16 protein-coding genes and 1 tRNA gene are annotated in these 19,468 nt (G+C 66.1%); 8 read left to right on the plus strand and 9 right to left on the minus strand.

The features are described 5' to 3' along the window. Window positions 1-319: 319 nt before the first annotated feature. Entirely contained in the window at window positions 320-3,424 is a 3,105-nt protein-coding gene (locus tag C0V75_RS16325; protein ID WP_101922025.1) for an efflux RND transporter permease subunit, read from the minus strand. Between the two features lie 4 nt (window positions 3,425-3,428). Further along, the gene (locus C0V75_RS16330) at window positions 3,429-4,559 is read right to left on the minus strand and encodes an efflux RND transporter periplasmic adaptor subunit (protein ID WP_101922026.1); all 1,131 of its coding nucleotides are present in this window, start codon (window positions 4,557-4,559) and stop codon (window positions 3,429-3,431) included. Between the two features lie 142 nt (window positions 4,560-4,701). Here C0V75_RS16330 and C0V75_RS16335 point away from each other — a divergent pair, with 142 nt between their 5' ends. After that, window positions 4,702-5,310 (plus strand): TetR/AcrR family transcriptional regulator, encoded by a 609-nt coding sequence (locus tag C0V75_RS16335; RefSeq protein ID WP_101922027.1) that lies wholly within the window; start codon window positions 4,702-4,704, stop codon window positions 5,308-5,310. Window positions 5,311-5,753: 443 nt separating this feature from the next. Here C0V75_RS16335 and C0V75_RS16340 read toward each other — a convergent pair whose 3' ends face one another. The 3 genes from C0V75_RS16340 to C0V75_RS16350 all read right to left on the minus strand — a co-directional run bounded on the left by C0V75_RS16340 (window position 5,754) and on the right by C0V75_RS16350 (window position 7,848). After that, window positions 5,754-6,035, minus strand: coding sequence for a hypothetical protein (locus C0V75_RS16340; RefSeq protein WP_101922028.1), 282 nt, complete (start codon window positions 6,033-6,035; stop codon window positions 5,754-5,756). After that, a complete protein-coding gene (locus tag C0V75_RS16345; RefSeq protein ID WP_101922029.1) occupies window positions 6,032-7,651 on the minus strand; it encodes a minor capsid protein in 1,620 nt (539 codons plus the stop codon). The genes C0V75_RS16340 and C0V75_RS16345 overlap by 4 nt, the downstream gene beginning before the upstream one ends. 107 nt (window positions 7,652-7,758) lie before the next feature. Further along, window positions 7,759-7,848 (minus strand) — tRNA-Ser (locus C0V75_RS16350). 261 nt (window positions 7,849-8,109) lie between these two features. Here C0V75_RS16350 and C0V75_RS16355 point away from each other — a divergent pair. From C0V75_RS16355 to C0V75_RS16385, 7 genes are read left to right on the plus strand one after another with little or no spacing between them, the layout of a single operon-like run. Next, window positions 8,110-9,042 (plus strand): SPOR domain-containing protein, encoded by a 933-nt coding sequence (locus tag C0V75_RS16355; RefSeq protein WP_254216506.1) that lies wholly within the window; start codon window positions 8,110-8,112, stop codon window positions 9,040-9,042. Between the two features lie 30 nt (window positions 9,043-9,072). Continuing rightward, entirely contained in the window at window positions 9,073-10,257 is a 1,185-nt protein-coding gene (locus C0V75_RS16360; protein ID WP_101922031.1) for a D-alanyl-D-alanine carboxypeptidase family protein, read from the plus strand. Further along, a complete protein-coding gene (gene tmk, locus C0V75_RS16365) occupies window positions 10,257-10,874 on the plus strand; it encodes a dTMP kinase (RefSeq protein ID WP_101922032.1) in 618 nt (205 codons plus the stop codon). The genes C0V75_RS16360 and tmk overlap by 1 nt, the downstream gene beginning before the upstream one ends. A 3-nt stretch (window positions 10,875-10,877) precedes the next feature. Further along, window positions 10,878-12,017 carry a DNA polymerase III subunit delta' gene (locus C0V75_RS16370; RefSeq protein WP_101922033.1) on the plus strand — a complete coding sequence of 380 codons (1,140 nt, stop codon included), beginning with the start codon at window positions 10,878-10,880 and terminating at the stop codon, window positions 12,015-12,017. A 6-nt stretch (window positions 12,018-12,023) separates the two neighbouring features. Then, entirely contained in the window at window positions 12,024-12,848 is an 825-nt protein-coding gene (locus tag C0V75_RS16375; RefSeq protein ID WP_101922034.1) for a TatD family hydrolase, read from the plus strand. Continuing rightward, on the plus strand, window positions 12,848-13,660 hold the full coding sequence (locus C0V75_RS16380; RefSeq protein WP_101922035.1) for an MBL fold metallo-hydrolase: 813 nt from the start codon (window positions 12,848-12,850) through the stop codon (window positions 13,658-13,660). The genes C0V75_RS16375 and C0V75_RS16380 overlap by 1 nt, the downstream gene beginning before the upstream one ends. A 4-nt stretch (window positions 13,661-13,664) precedes the next feature. Next, complete coding sequence (locus tag C0V75_RS16385) at window positions 13,665-14,603, plus strand: AEC family transporter (RefSeq protein ID WP_101922036.1); 939 nt, start codon at window positions 13,665-13,667, stop codon at window positions 14,601-14,603. A 148-nt stretch (window positions 14,604-14,751) separates the two neighbouring features. Here the strand turns inward: C0V75_RS16385 and C0V75_RS16390 are convergent, their stop codons facing one another. The 4 genes from C0V75_RS16390 to C0V75_RS16405 form a co-directional block, all read right to left on the minus strand. Beyond that, window positions 14,752-15,690, minus strand: a complete 939-nt coding sequence (locus C0V75_RS16390; protein WP_101922037.1) for an ABC transporter permease — start codon at window positions 15,688-15,690, stop codon at window positions 14,752-14,754. A gap of 13 nt (window positions 15,691-15,703) precedes the next feature. Next, window positions 15,704-16,972, minus strand: coding sequence for an ABC transporter permease (locus C0V75_RS16395; protein WP_101922038.1), 1,269 nt, complete (start codon window positions 16,970-16,972; stop codon window positions 15,704-15,706). A 62-nt stretch (window positions 16,973-17,034) separates the two neighbouring features. Beyond that, the gene (locus C0V75_RS16400) at window positions 17,035-18,108 is read right to left on the minus strand and encodes an ABC transporter substrate-binding protein (RefSeq protein ID WP_101922039.1); all 1,074 of its coding nucleotides are present in this window, start codon (window positions 18,106-18,108) and stop codon (window positions 17,035-17,037) included. 73 nt (window positions 18,109-18,181) lie between these two features. Beyond that, window positions 18,182-19,291 (minus strand): ABC transporter ATP-binding protein, encoded by a 1,110-nt coding sequence (locus C0V75_RS16405; RefSeq protein WP_173861091.1) that lies wholly within the window; start codon window positions 19,289-19,291, stop codon window positions 18,182-18,184. Between the last annotated feature and the right edge of the window lie 177 nt (window positions 19,292-19,468).

The following is a 19,468-nucleotide window of genomic DNA, read 5'->3' on the forward strand; positions in this document are numbered from 1 at the left end:
TTTGGATCACCTGCCAGTCATCTTTCCGTCCAAACCGCTGGGGCTGACTGCCAAACCCCTGATGACACAGGCCGTCCCCGCAGATGCCCAGGACGGGGCGACCCGGTTTGAGGCGCCGGGAAGGATCATCCGCCAATGTTCCGTGCGGTGCGCCACGGAGGCGTCCCCATGTGCAACATATGGCCCTCGCTTCGGACGCAAGACTTGCCCCCCGCAAGGCCAGCTTGGCGGCAAAGGCCCGCCCATCCCGTCGCCTGCTCAAATCGTCAACGCCGCAGGTCCGAAACGCGATCCGGGACTCCGCCTCATGCCCCCCTCGTCATTCCCCTGCAATCCGGAGCGGCTGGATGGTCGCCGAAGGCAGTTCTGCCACTTCCACGGCGCGCGTACCGGCACTCACCCGGAACCAGGCCGCATAAAGCGCGGGCAGGAAGAAAAGCGTCAGCACCGTCGCCACGATCAGCCCGCCCATGATCGCCATCGCCATCGGCCCCCAGAAGACCGACCGCGCCAGCGGGATCATCGCAAGGATCGCCGCCAGCGCCGTCAGCACCACGGGCCGCGCCCGTCGCACGGTGCTTTCCACGATGGCATCCCAGCGGCTCGCCCCTGCGGCAAGGTCGTGGTCGATCTGGTCCACCAGGATCACCGTGTTGCGCATGATCATCCCCGCCAGCGCGATCACTCCCAGCAGCGCCACAAAACCGAAGGGCGCGTTGAAGACCAGCAACGCCGCCACCGCCCCGATGGCCCCCAGCGGCGCCGTCAGAAAGACCAGGAACAGCTTGGAGAAGCTGCGCAGCTGAAGCATCAGCAAGGACAGCATCACGATGAACATCAAGGGAAACACCTTGAACAGCGCCGCATTGGCCTTGGCGCTCTCCTCTACCGCGCCACCGGTCTCGATCCGGTAACCGGCGGGCAAGGCGTCGATGATCGGCTGCAAGGCGGGCAGCAGGGCCGCCGTCACCGTCGGGGCCTGAACGGAAGGCGGGACATCGGCCCGCACCGTCAGCACCATGTCCCGGTTCCGCCGCCACAGGATCGGCTCCTCGAAACCGTAGGACAGATCGGCAAGCTGCGACAACGGCACCGCCGCCCCCGAGGGCAACAGCACCGTCAGTTCCCCAAGCCGGGACGGATCGGCCCGCTCCGCTTCGGGGGCGCGGACGATCACGTCGATCAGCTCGGTCCCTTCGCGATACTCGGTCACCTTCACCCCCGAAAGCAGGGTCTGAAGCGTGTTCGACACATCCGCCGTGTTCAAACCCAGCGCGCGGATGCGGTCCTGATCCAGCCGGACCTGCAAGGTCTTGGCCTGCTCGTTCCAGTCGAATTGCGGCTCGATGGCATCGGGATTGGCGACCATCACCTCGCGCACCTCGCGCGCGATGCGGCGCACTTCGGCAGGGTCGGGTCCGATCACCCGGAACTGCACCGGAAAGCCGACCGGAGGGCCAAAGACGATCTGGTCCACCCGTATCCGCGCCTCCGGCACTGCCCCGGCCGCCACCGCCGCCTCGATCTTCGCCCGCAGCCGATCCCGCGCCGCACTGTCCTGCGCCATGATGACCGTCATCGCGAAGGACGGGTTCGGCAGCGCCGGGTTCAGCGCGAAGAAGAACCGCGGCGCCCCCGCCCCCACATAGGTCGTGGAAAAGCGCACATCCGGATCGCCCTTCACAATCGCCTCTGCCGTCAGCGCGGCCTGCGTCGTCGCCTCGATCGACGATCCCTCCGGCATCCGCGTCTCGATGAACAGCTCCGCGCGGGCCGAGGTGGGGAAGAACTGCTGCTGCACGAAGCCCATGCCGACCGCCGTCGCCACCAGCGCCGCCACGGTTGCCCCGATCACCCACCACCGCCGCCGCAGCGACGCCGTCACCCCGGCCCGCAGCGCCCGGTAGAGGCGGCTGTCATAGCCGGAATGATGCGCCCCCGGCTTCGGTGGCGGCAGAAGCTTCAGCCCCAGATAGGGCGTCACGATCACCGCCACGAACCATGACACGATCAGCGCGATGCCCACCACCCAGAAGATGTTGCCCGCATACTCCCCGCTCGTGGATTGCGCCAATCCCACCGGCAGAAAGCCCGCCGCGGTGACCAGCGTGCCGGTCAGCATCGGGAAGGCCGTCGATGACCAGGCGGCCGAGGCGGCGGCGATGCGGTCATAGCCCTGTTCGATCTTCACCACCATCATCTCGACCGCGATGATGGCGTCATCGACCAGCAGGCCCAGCGCGATGATCAGCGCGCCCAGCGTGATCCGGTCGAAATTCATCCCCCAGACCTGCATCACCACGAAGACCACGGCCAGCACGATGGGCACCGACAGCGCCACCACGATCCCCGTCCGCCATCCCAGCGTGACGAAGGACACGACCAGCACGATCACCAAGGCCTCAAGGAAGGTCTTGAGGAACTCGTCGAAGGCATGAACCACGATATCCGCCTGATCCGAGGCCTGCACCACCTCGACCCCAAGCGGCAGGTCGGCACGGAAGGCATCCACCTCGTCCCCCAGCCGCTTGCCCAGCGCCACGACATTCGCGCCATCCGCCATCGCCACACCGACCCCCACGGTCGGCCGCCCCTCGAAGAAGGCCAGATACCGTGCCGGCTCCTCATAGCCCCGCCGCAGCTCGGCGATGTCGCCAAGACGGATCACCGCCGCACCCGCCTGGATCGGCAGATCGCGCAGCGCGGCAAGACTGTCCAATCCCCCGCTGACCCGAACCTGCACCTCATCCGCCTGCGTCTGGATCGCCCCGGCCGCCGTCATCGCGTTCTGCTGCCCGATGGCATCAAAGATCACTTGCGGGGAAATCCCCAGCGTCGCCAGTCTGCGGTGGCTGATCTCCACCCAGACCCGCTCCTCCACATCGCCGATCAGCGCGACCTTGGCCGCATCCTCCACCGCCAGCAGACGCGTCCGCAGCTTTTCGGCATAGGCCTTCAACTCTGCCCGCCCCAGCCCATCGCCCGTCACCATGTAAATGGCCGAGAAGACGTCGCCATATTCATCGTTGAAGAAGGGCCCGATCACCCCCTGCGGCAGGCTGGGCCGCAGATCGCCCAGCTTCTTGCGGATCTGGTACCAGACCGGCTGCACCACGCGCACCGAATCCTTCAACTGCACCTGAACCACCACCGCCCCGGGGCGCGAAAAGGTCCGGACGTGATCCAGCTCCGGCAGTTCCTGAATCCGCTTCTCCATGGGTTCCGCGACAAGGTCCTGCATCTCCTGCGCCGTTGCCCCGGGCCAGACCGCCGTCACCACCATCGTCTTGATGGTGAAGGTCGGGTCCTCCGCCCGCCCAAGGTTCACGAAGGCCAGCGCCCCCGCCGCCAGCGCGACGAGGATGGCAAAAAGCGTGACCGCCGGATTGGTGACCGACAGCAGCGACAGGTTCAGGTTCCGCATCGGTTCAGCCCTCTGCCATCGGACGGGTTTCCACCACCCGCACGGGCCGCCCCGGATCAACCTTCTGCGCCCCGAGGCTGACGATGGCGTCGCCCTCGCCCAGCGCCCCCCTGATCCGCGCCACCTCGCCCGAGATCGACACCACCTCGACCGCCACCCGCTCCACGCGGTCGCCCTGCACGCGCCAGACGCCGGGCCCCGTTCCATCGTCGATCACTGCCGCCAGTGGCACAGCCGCCGCAGGCGCCTCAGCAACCAAATCCACCTCGACCGTCACCGTCCGCCCCAAAGCCACCGCGCCAGCCGGGGCCTCCAGCCCCATCCGCACCCGATAGGTCCGCCCGACAGGGTCCACATCCGGCGAGATGTCGCGCAGCCGCAGGGCAAGCGCATCGCCCCCCTCTCCCCAGACCGTCCCCCGCGCCACGCCCGCCGCCAAATGGCCGCGTTCGGTCTCCGGCAGGGCAAAGACCACGTCCAAGGCCCCCGCCTGCGCCACCGACACCACCGTCAGGCCAGCGCTCACCACCTGCCCCACCTCGCCGGGTGTCGCCGTCACGACCCCGTCAACCTCCGCCACAAGCTGCGCATAGCCCAGCCGGTTGCCCGCCAGTTCCGACGCCCGCACCGCCCGGTCCAGCCGGGCCGCAGCCTCCGCCTCGACGCTCACCGCACGGTCAAGCGCCGCCTGCGCCACATGCCCCTCCGCGAAAAGCCGCCCGCTCCGCTCCACCTCGGCCAGCGCGCGGCGATGATCCACCCGCGCCGCCTCCGCCTCCGCCTCGGCCAGTTCCCGTTCCAGCCGCGCATCGGTATCGTCCAGCCGCGCCAGGACCTGCCCCCGCACCACCCGGTCCCCGACCTCCACCGACCGCGAAACGATCTTGCCCGGAACGCGGAACCCCATCCCGACCTCATGCCGGGGGCGGACCGTTCCGGTATAGCGCGCAACCTGCCCGACCGCCGCAAAGCGGATCACGCTCACCCGCACGGGCTGCGCCGGACGCTCGGACGGCACCACCGCCGCATCCTGCCGGCCCGGCACCATGACAGCCCCTGCTGCCGCCAGCCCCCCCAGCGAAAGCGCTCCGAAAACCGCGATCGCCCAAATCGGCCGCCCCGAAACCCGTGCCATGGCAACTCCAGATGATTCTTGCAAAGTAAGCACCGCTAACTTAAGTAAGCATCACTTACTTGGCAAGTTCCATTGCATCGCCCGCCCGATTCCGCCCTTATGCCCCGCAGCACTGAACTCCGCCGCCAGCCCGGAAAGCGCCATGTCCGACCAGACCCCTCCGCGCAGCAGCTACCACCACGGTGACCTGCGCGCGCAGCTGATCGACGCCGTCCGCGACCTTGTCGAGACGCATGGTCCCGACGGCTTCTCGGTGGCCGAGGCCGCGCGCCGTGCGGGCGTCAGCTCCGCCGCGCCCTACAAGCATTTCCGCGACCGCCCCGCCTTGCTGCGCGCCGTGGCGAGCGAGGGCATGGATCGCCTGCGCAGCGCGATGGAGGCCGCACGGGCCAGCCATCCCCCCGGCTCCATCGCCGCGATCGCAGCCATCGGACAGGCCTATGTCGATTTCGCCCGCTCCGGCCCGGGCGTCTTCCGGCTCGTCTTCGGCCTCACCGAGGGCCACGAAGAAGACCCGCATCTGGAAGAAAAGGGGTTCGGCTGCTTCGCCGTGGTCCTGCAAGCCGTAGCGGCCGTTCTCGGCAAATCCCTCGATGACCCGATGGTCCAGAGCCGTGCCTACACGCTCTGGACATGCGTCCACGGCCATTCCTTCCTCATCATCGACCGCAAGACCAAGGGCAAGTTCGAGATGGCGGATGAGTGGGGCTTCCTCATGCAGGTCACCGCATCCATCATCGGCGCCGAGTGACATTTCCGGGCCGCGAGGGTCCGTCCACCAGCCGCCTCAGGACTTGCCGCAGGCTTCCCGCGCCCCGCTGCCCGAAGCAGCCGACGCAAATGGCAAGGATTGCAGCTCCGCATGGTCCCCATGCAAGGGCCGGGGGCCTTGGCGTCATGCTGTTCTCGCACAAGGCTAAAGGGGCTAGGGCCCCTTCGCAAAGTTTCCGAAAAAACGAATAACATCTGGCGCTTGATCGGCAGCCACCAACCGATCCCGACGCATGGCTTCCGGGGGAAACAACCGCTGACGAACCATCCCACGAGAGCCGCAGCGCGGTGCCATTCACGGTCCGAACCGCCTAACCCCCGAAAACAACGGAAACATCCGGCCGTAACCCGATCGGAAGCATGCTTTCGCTAGAGAAAGTGGCGGAGCGAGAGGGCCTGACGTCGAACCTTCTCCAGCAAGAATCACCCTTCCGTCACGGGCCGGGGACCGTTCGAGAAGACGTAGTCGTAGACCTCCTTGAGATATCGGTACAAGGTTTCCTCGTCATCAAACAATTCGTTGGCATGCTCAGCATACCAGTCAACTGTCACCGAACGTGTGTGCAGCACTTCGTCAAACTGCCGCTGGACACGCTCGATCCATTCAGACCGTTTTGGAACAGCCGCCCTCAACTCATCGGGTCGATAGTTGTTCGTGTGCAGGAACAGGTGGGTTGTCATCATGAATTCGTAGGGAACGGTCATTCGCGCCTCCCGACCGGGAACATCGTGATAAGCTGGGGCTCCCCGGTGGTCGCAATTCTGAACTGGGCGATGACAATCCCGTCGTCGAAATTGATAACGCCAAGTGAGTTCATCCCATTGCGTGGACCTGTCAGAACGACACCTTCCACCTGAGACAGAAGATTGCGCCCCAAAGCATCGTCGATTCGAACTGCAACCTCGAAGGATCCGCGTTGATAATCAGGATCATACAACGCCGCGTCGCGCGCAGCCCGATAGACTGGCGTACTGCGCACATATGTTTCAGCCGCCACAAAGGCTTCGGGGGTCGTAAATCTGGACGCCGCTCTCGGCGCCCGATGCCGCCCACCTTTCACGCCATCGATCCGTGTCCCGGTCATCGGGTCGATCCCGCGCAGAACGCGCGCCTCAAGCATTGCCCTTGTCACCGCACCTTCGTGACGTTGTGGGCCGTGGTCTTGCGTGGAAAGGTCGGCAAATCGCCGGGACACATAGGAGACAACTGTCGCCCGACGCATGCCTAGCATTCTGTCGTAACGCGCGGCAGCCGTCCGCAAGGCCACGATGGCATCCCTTGGCCGAAGCCGCGTCACGCCGATTCCCAGACGCGACGCGACGGTGGTCAAGGCGGCGGCCCCAAGTGTCACCGATGCGTCAAGGTAGGCCACCTGCCGGTAGGCGATCAGCAGGGACTCTTCCGAGGCAAGTCCCAGACGGTGTTCGAGGTCAAGCAGGCGCAAGTCGGAATGGCGCGCGTCAAAGTGGTCGACAAACGCCTCGGCCATGCTGCGTGCGGTTTCGGCATCAAGTCTGATGATCGTGTCGATGGTCCGGATCAGCCCCTCGCGCATTGCAAGGCGTTCGGCCTCTTCCTCGGGCGTGATGACTCCAAAGAGCCGCCGATACCCGAGCCAAGAGAACCGTAATGTGGAGTAAAGCGCTTCGACCTCACCCGCTGCCGCTTCAGCCGCCGCATCAGCCAAGCCTGCGCCTTGCGCATCCGCGATCCGGTTCGAAAGGCCTTCCGAAAGCGTAACCTCGGTCAGCAGGATTGCCTCATCGAGGATCGCAGGTTCGGCCGTGCAGCGGCAGTTGTAGCTATGGCCGGGGTGTCCGTCGCTGAAGCGGTCATCCCAGGAAAACAACCTGTCATCCCGTTCAGCATGTGCCGTTCGGACCTTGGCATCGTCTCGGCTGCGCCAGATGTAATGGGTCACCCCGAGTTCACGTTGGCGCCGTTCGTTGATGTCCCTCAGGAATTGCCGCGCGAGCCAAATTGCCAGCGTCGCGAGGTCGGCCTCGGCGACGGCTGGATCACCGATTTCCAAGATCGCGGAAGCCTGTTCCAAGAACAACGCTCGCGCCGAGGCGACCTCGGTCTCGATGCTTTCGGCGACCGGATCGGCGGCAATGCCCGCACGCGCGAGCGCTCTCGTCAAGAAGGACCAATTCTCTGCCGCAAGCTCACGCAGCCGCTGTTCGAATGCTTCCGTAACGGAGCTGTCCAGCCGCGCCTGCCTTAGCTCCATCGCAGGTTCAATCGCACGAAGGCTGAGGACAATGGTCGCTTGGCCGCCGTGTCGTACGAACTGTTTGAAGCTGCCAAATGAACTCATGGTTCCCCCTGCAAATTCCTGGGAACCTACCTCACTGTGGGTCGTAAATCGTTAACGAACGGTACGGTCCCAGAGAAGGTTGGATTTGAGTGGCGTTCGGTCGTGCTTGGCGGAGGAGGTGGGATTCGAACCCACGGTGGAGTTTCCCCCACGTCGGTTTTCAAGACCGGTGCCTTAAACCGCTCGGCCACTCCTCCGACAGGTGCTCACTAGACTGCGGCGTGCGATTCTGAAAGGCCACGTTGGCGTGAGATTTCCGCCCATCCCGCCCCCCTGCCCTTTCCACCCGTCCGGCCTGCCTGTATGATCACTGCGTAATCTCTCTTGCCGGACGGCTCTGCCGTCTTGGCCGGATGGGCAAAGGGCAGGAAACACAAGCGACAGGTCCGCAACGGGCCGGGAACACGCGCGGCGCGAACGCGCGGGCAATGGGGCGAGGAATGGCAGGATTTCCGCAGATGCGCAGTGCGCTTCTTCTTTCGACAGTCATCGCGCTGGCCGCCTGCCAGCCGGGTCAGAACCCCTTCGGCCGCGGTGCGGACGGCACGGCGGCGAACGCTGACGGCGGGGCGACCGCCGCCCCCTCGGCCCGTTCCGTCACCCTCGTCGATCGCGATGTCGAAGCGCCAGAGGTCTTCCAGGTCACCGATCAGGCGCTTTGGGATGGCCGCCCCTCGCTGGGCGGTGTCTGGGTCGCCTCACCCGATGCCACCGATCCCGAACGCGTCATCCTGCGCAACCCCGCAAACGGAAAATTCGTCATCGGCGCGCTGTTCAAGCGCGAGGTCTTCAATCCCGGACCGAAGCTCCAGATCTCCTCCGATGCGGCCGAGGCGCTCGGCCTGCTGGCGGGCCAGCCCGGAACGCTCTCCGTCACCGCCTTGCGCCGCGAGGAGGTTGCCGCCGAAACCGATGCCTCCCGCCCCCTCCTCGACGCGAATGAACCCGTGGCCGCCAGCACCACCGCCAGCGCGGCAGCCAATACGCCAGCCAGCACGGGGGCCGCTGCCGCCTCCGGCGCGTCAGCCCCGGCAGCCGTGTCGGTCGAAGCCATCGCCGCCACCGCGATAGACGAGGCCGAGGCGGCCCAGCCTGCCGCCCCCGTCATCGCGGACACCCCCGCCCCGGCCGCCACGGCCGCCGCCCCGGCGGCTGCGGCCCCTGCGGGCGGCACCGCGACAGTGCAGATCGGCATCTTCTCGCAGGAAGCCAATGCCAACCGCGCCGTGCAGACGCTCCAGAAGGCCGGCCTCACCGCCGCCGCGCGCAAGGAAACCACGCAGGGCAAGACATGGTGGAGCGTCACCGCCTCCGGCCCGGGCACCCGCGACGCCCTGCTCGCCAAGGTCAAGGACCTGGGCTTTGCCGATGCCTATGCGATCCGCCGCTGACCTGCCAACCGAAGAAAGGACTGCCCGCGCATGATCCGCCTGCTTCGTGCCGCCGCCCGTGCCGCCAGCCTCGCCGCGCTCCTGCTTCTGGCGGCCCTGCCCGCCCGCGCCTTCGAGACGCGCGCCACCGCGGCCTGGGTCTATGACGTTTCCACGCAAACCGTCCTGCTGGACAAGAACGCCGACGAAGCCCTCCCCCCGGCCTCCATGTCCAAGCTGATGACGATCAACATGCTGTTCGAGGCGCTGCGCGATGGCCGCGTGACCCCCGAGACGACCTTCGCCGTCTCGTCACGGGCCATGGCGATGGGCGGTTCGACCATGTTCCTGAACGAAACGGATCGCCCCACGGTGATGGACCTGATCCGCGGCATGATCATCAATTCCGGCAATGATGCCTGCGTCGTCGTGGCCGAAGGCCTGGCAGGCACCGAAGAGGCCTTTTCCAAGCTGATGACGGAACGCGGCCGCGCGCTGGGGATGACCAATGCGGTCTTCAAGAATTCCTCCGGCTGGCCCGATCCCGAACATCGCATGTCGATGCGCGATCTGGGCATCCTCGCCAAACGGCTGATCCTCGAATTCCCCGAATATTACCCGATCTTCGCCGAGACAGAGTTCAACTACAAGGACCGCGCCCCGGCCAATGCCTCGAACCGCAACCCGCTCCTGCGGATCGCCGCCGCCGACTGGCAGGCCGATGGGCTCAAGACCGGGCACACCTCCGAGGCCGGCTATGGCCTTGTTGGCTCGGCCACCATGGGCGACCGCCGCGTGATCTTCGTCATCACCGGCCTTGCCTCCGACAAGGACCGGGCCGAGGAATCCGAGGCCATCGTCAACTGGGCCTTCCGTCAATTCGCCGAAAAGACCCTCGTCACCGCAGGCACCCGCGTCGCCGAGGCGCCGGTCTGGATGGGCGCGGCGGAAACTGTGGGTCTCGTCCCGGCCAATGACGTGCGCCTCCTCGTCCCCGCGCTGGTGCAAGATAGCGTGACAGCCGAGGTGGTCTTCACCGGGCCAGTCAACGCCCCCGTCACCGCAGGCCAGCCGATGGGCGAACTCATCGTCCATGTCCCCGAACTGCCCGATGCCCGCATCCCGCTGGTCGCCGAGGGCGATGTCGCCCAGGGCGGCTTCACCAAGCGGCTGACGACCGCCGCGCAGGTGCTGATGCAGCGCTATCTCTCGGATGTCCCGGCCCCGGCCTCCTGATGCCCGGCCTCTTCCTCAGCTTCGAAGGCATCGACGGATCGGGAAAATCCACGCAGGCCCGCCGTCTGGCCGAAAGCCTGCGCGCCGATGGCCATGCCGTGACGCTGACCCGCGAACCGGGCGGCTCACCGGGGGCCGAGGAAATCCGCCGCCTCGTGCTGGAAGGGGATCCCGACCGCTGGTCGGCGGAAACCGAAATCCTGCTCTTCACCGCCGCCCGCCGCGACCATCTGGAAAAGACCATCCGCCCGGCGCTGGCGCGGGGCGAGATCGTCATCACCGACCGCTTCGCCGACAGCACCCGCATCTATCAGGGCATCACGCGCGGCGATCTGGTCGCCACCGTGGACCGTCTGCATGACCTGATGATCGGCACCGAACCCGATCTCACCATCCTCGTGGACATCGACCCCGCCATCGGCCTCTCCCGCGCCCGCGCCCGCGCCGGCACCGAATTGCGCTTCGAAGACATGGGCCTCGACACCCAGGCCCGGATGCGCGCGGGCTTTCTCGACCTGGCCGCCCGCCATCCCCGCTTTCGCCTGATCGACGGCGCGCGGGATGCCGACAGCGTCGCCGCCGATATCCGCGCCGCCGTCCTGCCGCATCTGGGCTGACCCATGGCCACCACCGCCCCCGAGGACATCCCCGAACCCGACCGCATCGAAGGCGCCCCCCATCCGCGCGAAACCGCCCGCCTTTTCGGCCATGAGGCCGCCGAGGCGACCTTCCTCTCCGCCTTCTCCTCCGGCCGCCTGCATCACGGCTGGCTCATCTCCGGCCCGCGCGGCGTCGGCAAGGCCACGCTCGCCTGGCGCATCGCACGCTTCCTGCTCGATGCCCCCGCCGAGGACGGCGGCCTTTTCGGCGCGCCCGCCCCGCCCGAAACTCTCGACACGCCCGAGGACACCCCCCTCGCCCGCCGCCTCCGCGCCCTGTCGGAACCCCGGCTCTTCCTCCTCCGTCGCCCCTGGGATGACAAGAACAGCCGCCTGCGGCAGGAAATCACCGTCGAAGAGGCGCGCGCGCTCAAATCCTTCTTCTCCATGTCCGCCGCCGATGGCGGCCGCCGCGTGGCGATCATCGACGCCGCCGACGAGTTGAACACCTCCGCCGCCAATGCCGTCCTGAAACTGCTCGAGGAACCGCCCGCCGGGGCAACCTTCTTCCTCGTCGCACATCAACCCCACCGCCTGCTGCCAACCATCCGCTCACGCTGCCGCGAATTGCGCCTCTCCGCGCTCGCCCCCGATGCGCTCGCCCAGGCCCTCACCGCCGCCGGGGGCGAGGTGGCCGAGGATCAGGCCCAGGCCTTGGCCGAACTCGCCGGCGGTTCGGTGGGAGAGGCCTTCCGCCTCACCAATCTCGACGGGCTGAAGCTCTACGCCCTGCTGATCGACCTCTTCGCCTCCCTCCCCCGCCTCGACCGCCCCCGCGCCCTCGCACTGGCCGAGCTTGGCGCAGGCCGGGGGGCCGAGGCGCAGTTCGACCTCATCCTCTCGCTGATCGACCTTTTCCTCACCCGCCTCGCCCGCGCCGCCGCCACCCGCCAGCTTCCGCCCGAGGCCGCAAAGGGCGAATCCGCCCTCCTCACCCGCCTTGCCGACCACCCCGAGGCCGCCCGCCACTGGGCCGAAATCGCCCAATCGCTGGCCCAGCGCGCGCGCCGCGGCAAGGCGGTGAACCTTGACCCTGCCGCGCTTCTCATGGATATGGTTCTGACCCTTGAAAAGACGGCGGGAACGCTCGCCCAGAGGTGAGCGTCCATGACCTCCGATACCCCGCCCGAACTTCGGCCCGAACTCGTCGACAGCCACTGCCATCTCGACTTTCCCGATTTCGCGGAAGGCCTGCCCGACGTCATCGCCCGCGCCCGCGCCGCAGGCGTCACCCGCATGGTCACGATCTGCACAAGGCTGAAAAACGAACCCGCCGTCCGCGCCATCGCCGAGGCGCATGAGGGCGTCTTCTACGCCGCAGGCACCCACCCGATGAGCGCGGCCGAAGAACCACTCGTCACCGTGGATCAGCTCATCGCCCTCGCCCGCCACCCGAAATTCGTGGGCATCGGCGAAACCGGCCTCGACTACCACTACACTGCCGACAGCGCCGAGGTGCAGAAGACCTCGCTCCGCCTCCACATACTCGCGGCGCAGGAAACGGGCCTTCCCCTCATCATCCACGCCCGCGCGGCGGATGACGACATGGCGGCGATCCTGACCGAAGGCTTCCGCGAACGCCCCTATTCTTGCGTCATGCACTGCTTTTCCTCCGGGGCGGCGCTGGCCAGGGCCGCGCTCGACCTCGGCTTCTACCTCTCCATGTCCGGCATCGCGACCTTCCCCAAATCGCAGGACTTGCGCGACATCTTCGCCGCCGCCCCCGTGGACCGGATCCTTCTGGAAACCGACAGCCCCTACCTCGCCCCGATCCCCCATCGCGGCAAAAGGAACGAACCCGCCTATACCGCCTTCACCGCCAGGACCGGGGCCGCGCTCTACGGCATGACCGAAGCCGAATTCGCCGCCCAGACCACGGCGAATTTCGACCGCCTCTTCGCCCGCGCCGCGCGCAAGGCAAAGGCCGCCTGATGGCCACGCTGCGCTTCACCATTCTCGGCTGCGGCTCCTCCGGGGGCGTGCCCCGCCTCGGCCCGCCCGGCGGCGACTGGGGCGCCTGCGACCCGTTCAACCCGAAGAACCGCCGCCGCCGCTGCTCGCTTCTGGTGGAACGCGAAACGCCGGACGGTATCACCCGCGTCCTGATCGACACCACGCCCGACATGCGCGAGCAACTCCTCGACGCAGGCATCGGCACGCTGGATGCCGTGGTCTATACCCATTCCCATGCCGACCATGTCCATGGCCTGGATGACCTGCGCCAGATCGTCTTCAACCTGCGCCGCCGCCTGCCCGTCTGGGCCGATGGCCCCACGCAAGAGGCGCTGGTCTCCCGCTTCGGCTATGCCTTTGTCCAGCCCGCAGGCAGCCCCTACCCGCCCATCCTCGACCTCAACCTGATCGAGGGCGACATCCATATCGCAGGCGCAGGCGGCACGCTCCGCTTCACCCCCTTCACCGCCCATCACGGCAGCATGGATGCGCTCGGCTTCCGCATCGGCCCGCTGGCCTATCTGCCCGATGCGGTGGACATCCCCGAGTCAAGCTGGCCCCATCTCGCCGGTCTCGACTGCTGGATCGTCGATGCGCTGCGCCGCAAGCCGCATCCGACCCATGCCCATCTGGCCCTGACGCTGGACTGGATCGCCCGCGCCCGCCCCACCCGCGCCGTGATCACCAACATGCATCACGACCTCGACTTCGCCGAGATGGAGGCGGAACTCCCGCCCCATATCCGCCCCGCCCATGACGGGATGGTCATCGAATACGGCAATCAGGCCTGAGGCTGTGAACGCGCTTCTCGACGTCATCCTGCCCGTCTTTCTGGTGATCGGCTTCGGTTATGCCGCCGCCCGCGCCCGCCTCTTCGGGCCCGAGGCGGTGGATGCGCTGATGCGCTATGCCCAGAACTTCGCCGCCCCCACACTCCTCTTCTCCTCCATCGCGCGGCTGGACCTTTCGGCCACCTATCAGCCCGGCCTCTTCCTCGCCTTCTACCTCGCCGCCTTCACCTCCTTCTTCACCGCCTTCGCCGCGGCGATCCTGGTCTTCCGCCGCCCGCTCACCGATGCCACCGCCATCGGCTTCGTGGCCCTCTTCTCCAATTCGCTCCTGCTCGGCGTGCCGATCACCGAACGCGCCTATGGGGCCGAGGCGCTGGCCGGCAACTTTGCCATCATCTCCATCCATTCACCCGTCTTCTACGGCTTCGGCATCGCGCTGATGGAATGGGCGCGAACGCGCGGACAGGGCCTGTCCGGCGCGGCGCTCACGCGACAGATCGTCAAGGCGATCTTCTCGCAACCCCTCGTCCTGGGCATCACCGCAGGCTTCGCCGTCAACCTCTCGGGCCTGCCCCTGCCCGATGTCGCCTGGTCGGCGGTGGGCCTTGTGGCCGGGACAGCCATCCCCACGGCCCTCTTCGGCCTGGGCGGCGTTCTCCTGCGCTACCGGCCCGATGGCGACTTCCGCATCATCGCGATGCTCACCACCTGCTCGCTGGTGCTGCACCCGGCCCTGACCTATGGCTTGGGCCGCTTCGCCTTCGACCTCGACACGCCTGCCTTGCGCTCGGCCGTGATGACCGCCGCCATGGCCCCCGGCGTGAACGCCTATATCTTCGCCAATCTCTACGGCGTGGGCAAACGGGTCGCAGCCTCGACCGTTCTCATCGCCACCGCGCTGTCCATCGGCACCATCTGGCTCTGGCTTCAGATCCTGCCCTGACACGGCCGCACGCCGCGCCGGAAGAATTTTCATCCGAATATTCTTCCCACCCCCGAAAAATCTTCATCCGAAGATTTTTCCGTCCCGGCCCCCCCGAAGAATCTTCACTGAAGATTTTTCGCCCCGCCCCGGTGGCTCACCCGGCGGCTCAGTGCGGCGTCACGCCCCGCAGCCGCTCTGACCGCCGCCGCAGCAGTTCCACCGTTGCCAGCAGCGCGATGGAGATCACGACCAGGATCGTCGCCACCGCCAGAATGGCAGGCGAGATCGCCTCGCGGATGCCGTTCCACATCTGCCGCGGGATGGTCTGCTGATCCGGCCCCGCGATGAACAGCACCGCCACCACCTCGTCAAAGCTGGTCACGAAGGCAAAGAGCGCACCCGACACCACCCCCGGCAGGATGAGCGGCATGATCACCTTGAAGAAGGTCCGCGAGGGCGAGGCCCCAAGGCTCGCCGAGGCGCGGATCAGCGACTGGTCGAACCCCGACAGCGTCGCCGTCACGGTGATGATGACGAAGGGGATGCCCAGCGTGGTATGGGCCAGGATCACGCCCAGATAGGTGCTCGTCAGCCGCCCGCATTCGAAGCCGAGGATCGAGCAGGGGTTGGAATAGAAGAAGAACAGCCCCGTCGCGATGATGATGATCGGCACGATCATCGGGCTGATCAGGATCGCCATCACCACCCGGCGATAGGGCATTTCCGGCCGGCTCAGGCCCAGCGCCGCCAGCGTGCCCAGAACGGTGGCAAGGATCGTGGACCAGAAGCCCACGATGATCGAATTCTTCGCCGCCCGCACCCAGGTGGAGTTTTCCCACATGTCGCGCCACCAGGCCCCGTCGCGCAGCGCATCCGGCGCCTGCATCCCCAGCGTCAAGAGCGCATCATACCAGCGCAGCGAATAGCCCACCGGATCGAAGGTCAGCATCGCCTCGGTGAAGGTGAAATAGGGCTCCGCATTGAAGGACAGCGGAATGACCACAAGGATGGGCGAAATCAGGAAGATGAAGATCGCCGTGCAGAGCACCAGATAGGTGTAATGCCAGATCCGCTCCAGGGGGCTTGCATAGATGGGCAGGGCCATGATCCGCGCTCCCTCAGCCGAGTTTCAGGTTGTCGATGCCGATCAGCCGGTCATAGAGCCAGTAAAGGACCAGCACCCCCGCCAGCAGCATCGCCGACAGCGCCGCCGCCATCGACCAGTTGGAATTCTTCATGTGGAAGTCGATCAGGTTCGAGATGAGCTGACCATCCGCCCCCCCCACCAGCGCGGGCGTGATGAAATACCCGACGGCAAGGATGAAGACGAGCAGCGCCCCCGCCCCGATCCCCGGCAGGGTCTGCGGCAGGTAGATGCGCCGGAAGGTGGTCCAGCTTGTCGCCCCAAGGCTGCGGGCGGCGCGGGCATAGCTCGGCGGGATCACCCGCATCACCGAATAAAGCGGCAGGATCATGAAGGGCAGCAGCACATGGGTCATCACGATGATCGTGCCGGTCTGGTTGTAGATCATCTTCAACCGCCCATCATCCCCGATGAACCCGAGCGCGATCAGCAGATCGTTGATCACCCCTTCGCCCTGCAACAGCACGATCCAGCTTGTCGTCCGCACCAGCAGCGACGTCCAGAAGGGCAGAAGCACCAGGATCATCAGAAGGTTCGCCTTCGCCATCGGCAGCGTGGCCAGCAGATGGGCAACCGGAAAGGCCAGCAGCAGGCAGATCAGCGTGATCAGCGCGGAAATCAGGAAGGTCTTCACGAAAAGATAGACATAGATCCGCCCGTTCTCTTCCACTCGCCGGATGCTGCCATCCTCGGCGCGTTCCAGATCAAGGGCAGAGAGGTAGAAATCGGCCGTGAACTCGCTGGACGAGGACCGCATCGCCTGCCAGACGGCCGGATCGTCCCAGCGGTCGTCGATGGCAAGGAAGGCCTCCTTGTAGGGCGGCGCCAGATCATCGGCATTGCGCGCCGTCTTGGTGATCAGCGACCGGGTCTCCGGCAGGGTATAGTTCACCCGCGTCCCCGCCTCGCCCGCCGTCTTGTTCGCCTTCATCCCGCGGAAATCCTCGGCCAGCGCGGCATAGGCGGCCTCGTCGGGCTCGGTGCCCGGCGGATTGGCGGCGAACCAGGCCGATACCGCAGGGGCATTGGCCGAAAACCCGTCATGGTGAAAGGACCGGTCCAGCATCTGCCCGATCGGGATGATGAAGGTCAGCACGACAAAGGCCAGCAAGGGCAGGACCAGCAGAAAGGCCCGCCGCTTCGCCCGCGCCTGCGCCGCGGCCAGCGCGGCCTTCAGGGGGCGTCCGTCGGCGGTCGTCAGGGGCGCCATGCTCGGGGCGGCGGCAGCGGTCACATCGGCCATGGGTCAGGTCCGTCGGGAAAGAGAATGGGGGCGCGGATTGCCCGCGCCCCCCTGTCGTCAGATCACTGCGCGAGCCAGGCGTTGAAGCGCTCGTTCAGTTCCGCGTTCCGGTCCACCCAGAACTCGGCCGAGGTTTCCAGCGCATTCGTCATGTTCTCGGGCGCGGTCGGCAGATGCGGCCCCATGACGGTCTTGCCGTCCTTGTAGATCAGTTCCTCGGCCAGCGCCGATTTCCGCGCCGGACCATAGGAGATATAGGTCGCCTGCGCGCGCAGACCTTCGGTCGAGGTGGCATAGGCGATGAATTCCAGCGCCTTGTCCTTGTTCGGCGCGCCCTTCGGAATCGCATACATCTCGTTTTCGTAGATCTGGCCGTCCCAGACGATTTCGAACGGCTTGTTCTCGGCAATGGCGGCGTTGAAGATCCGGCCATTATAGGCGGTCGTCATCACCACCTCGCCATCTGCCAGAAGCTGCGGCGCCTGCGACCCGGCTTCCCACCAGACGACTTCCGACTTGATGGTGTCGAGCTTCGCAAAGGCGCGGTCCACACCTTCCGGGGTGGAGAGAACGTCATAGACTTCGCCCACCGGCACGCCATCGGCGATCAGCGCGAATTCCAGAACGGCCTTCGCGCCCTTCTTCAGGCCGCGCTTGCCGGGGAACTTCTCCAGATCGAAGAAATCAGCGGCGGTCGTCGGCACCGTTCCCGTCAGTTTCGAGCTGTCATAGGCAAAGACGTTCGACCAGATATCGGTCGACACGCCGCATTCCGTCACGGCGCCCGCCAGGAAGTCGTCAGCCGCGGGCGTGCCATCGGCACCGGCAGGCAGCGAAGCGATGTCGATCGGCTCCAGCATGCCTTCGTCGCACAGACGGATCGCATCGGCATATTCCAGCGAGGCCACGTCGATGGTCACATTGCCCGCTTCGACCATGGCCTTGATCGGGGTCGCCGGGTTGTCGCTGTCCACCATCTTGGCGGCAAAGCCCGACGCGGCGGCCCAGGGCTTCACATGCGCTTCGGTCTGGGCTTCGCCATAGGCGCCGCCCCAGGACATCACCGTCAGTTCCTGCGCGCCTGCCGAAACGGCAAAGCCTGTCAGGGCGGTGGTGAGGATCAGGATTTTCTTCATCGTTGGTTAGCTCCCATGTTGAACAGAACTGCTCTGTTGTCATTGGCCCCGCCCCTGCGGACAGGGCAGTCTGTCAGACCGGGTCGAGCGCGCGCGCATCCTGCGGCGCCCAGCCGATCCTGATCTTCTCGCCGGGGGTCAGCACGCGCTGGCCCAGCGTGTTCCGGCTCTTGATGACGAAATCATCATGCCCCGCCACCTTCAGCACGGTGCGGAACAGGTCACCCATATAGATGACCTCGACCACCTCCGCCTCGATCAGATGCGCGTCGGGGGGCAGAAGGTCGGGCTTGAACTCCACCCGCTCGGGCCGGATCGACACCAGCGTCTTCTGTCCCTTGGACGACACGTTCACGGGCGTCGCGTCGATTAACTCGCCGGTGGCCAGCCGCACCAGCGCCCGCCCGCCCTTGATCTCTTCCACCGTGCCTTCCAGCCGGTTGTTCTCGCCGATGAACTGCGCCACGAAACTGTTGTCGGGCCGTTCATACAGGTCCGCCGGCGGCGCAAGCTGCTGGATGCGCCCATCGTTGAAGACGGCGATCCGGTCCGACATCGTCAGTGCCTCGCCTTGGTCATGGGTCACGTAAACCACGGTAATTCCAAGCGATTCATGCAGATGCTTGATCTCGAACTGCATATGTTCGCGCAACTGCTTGTCCAGCGCGCCAAGCGGTTCATCCATCAGCACGAGCTTGGGGTCAAAGACCAGCGCGCGTGCCAGCGCGATCCGCTGCTGCTGCCCGCCCGAAAGCTGCGCGGGGCGACGGTTGGCAAAGGCCCCCATCTGCACCATGTCCAGCGCGCGCTTGATCTTCGCCTCGCGCTCCGATTTGCCCATCCCCCGCACTTCCAGCGGAAAGGCAAGGTTCTCGCCCACCGTCATATGCGGGAACAGCGCGTAATTCTGGAACACCATCCCGATCCCGCGCTTGTGCGGCGGCACCTGGTTGATCGGGCGGCCATCCAGCAGGATCTCGCCATTCGTGGCGGTCTCGAACCCTGCCAGCATCATCAGGCAGGTCGTCTTGCCGCTGCCCGAAGGGCCAAGCATCGTCAGGAACTCGCCCTTGCCGATGGTCAGGTTCAAGTCTTTCACGACAAGCGAAACGCCATCGTAGCTTTTCTGAACATGGTCGAACACGACGAAGCCGTCGTTCTGGCGCGTGGCGGCCAATGGCATCTCCCCGGTCTTCTCGGCGGTTGTCCCGCTCATATTCACATGACTAAAGCCAATGCGTCCCGGCATTGCAACCGGCTTGTCATGGATCGGGGCTATCATCCGCGAATGCGGGAAAACAGGCCAGTTTGCGACCCATTCGCCATCCAATGCGGCAGTTTGAATGCGGGTGGCGGGAAA

It is taken from the genome of Tabrizicola sp. TH137, from assembly GCF_002855575.1.
Classification (GTDB): Bacteria; Pseudomonadota; Alphaproteobacteria; order Rhodobacterales; family Rhodobacteraceae; genus Paragemmobacter.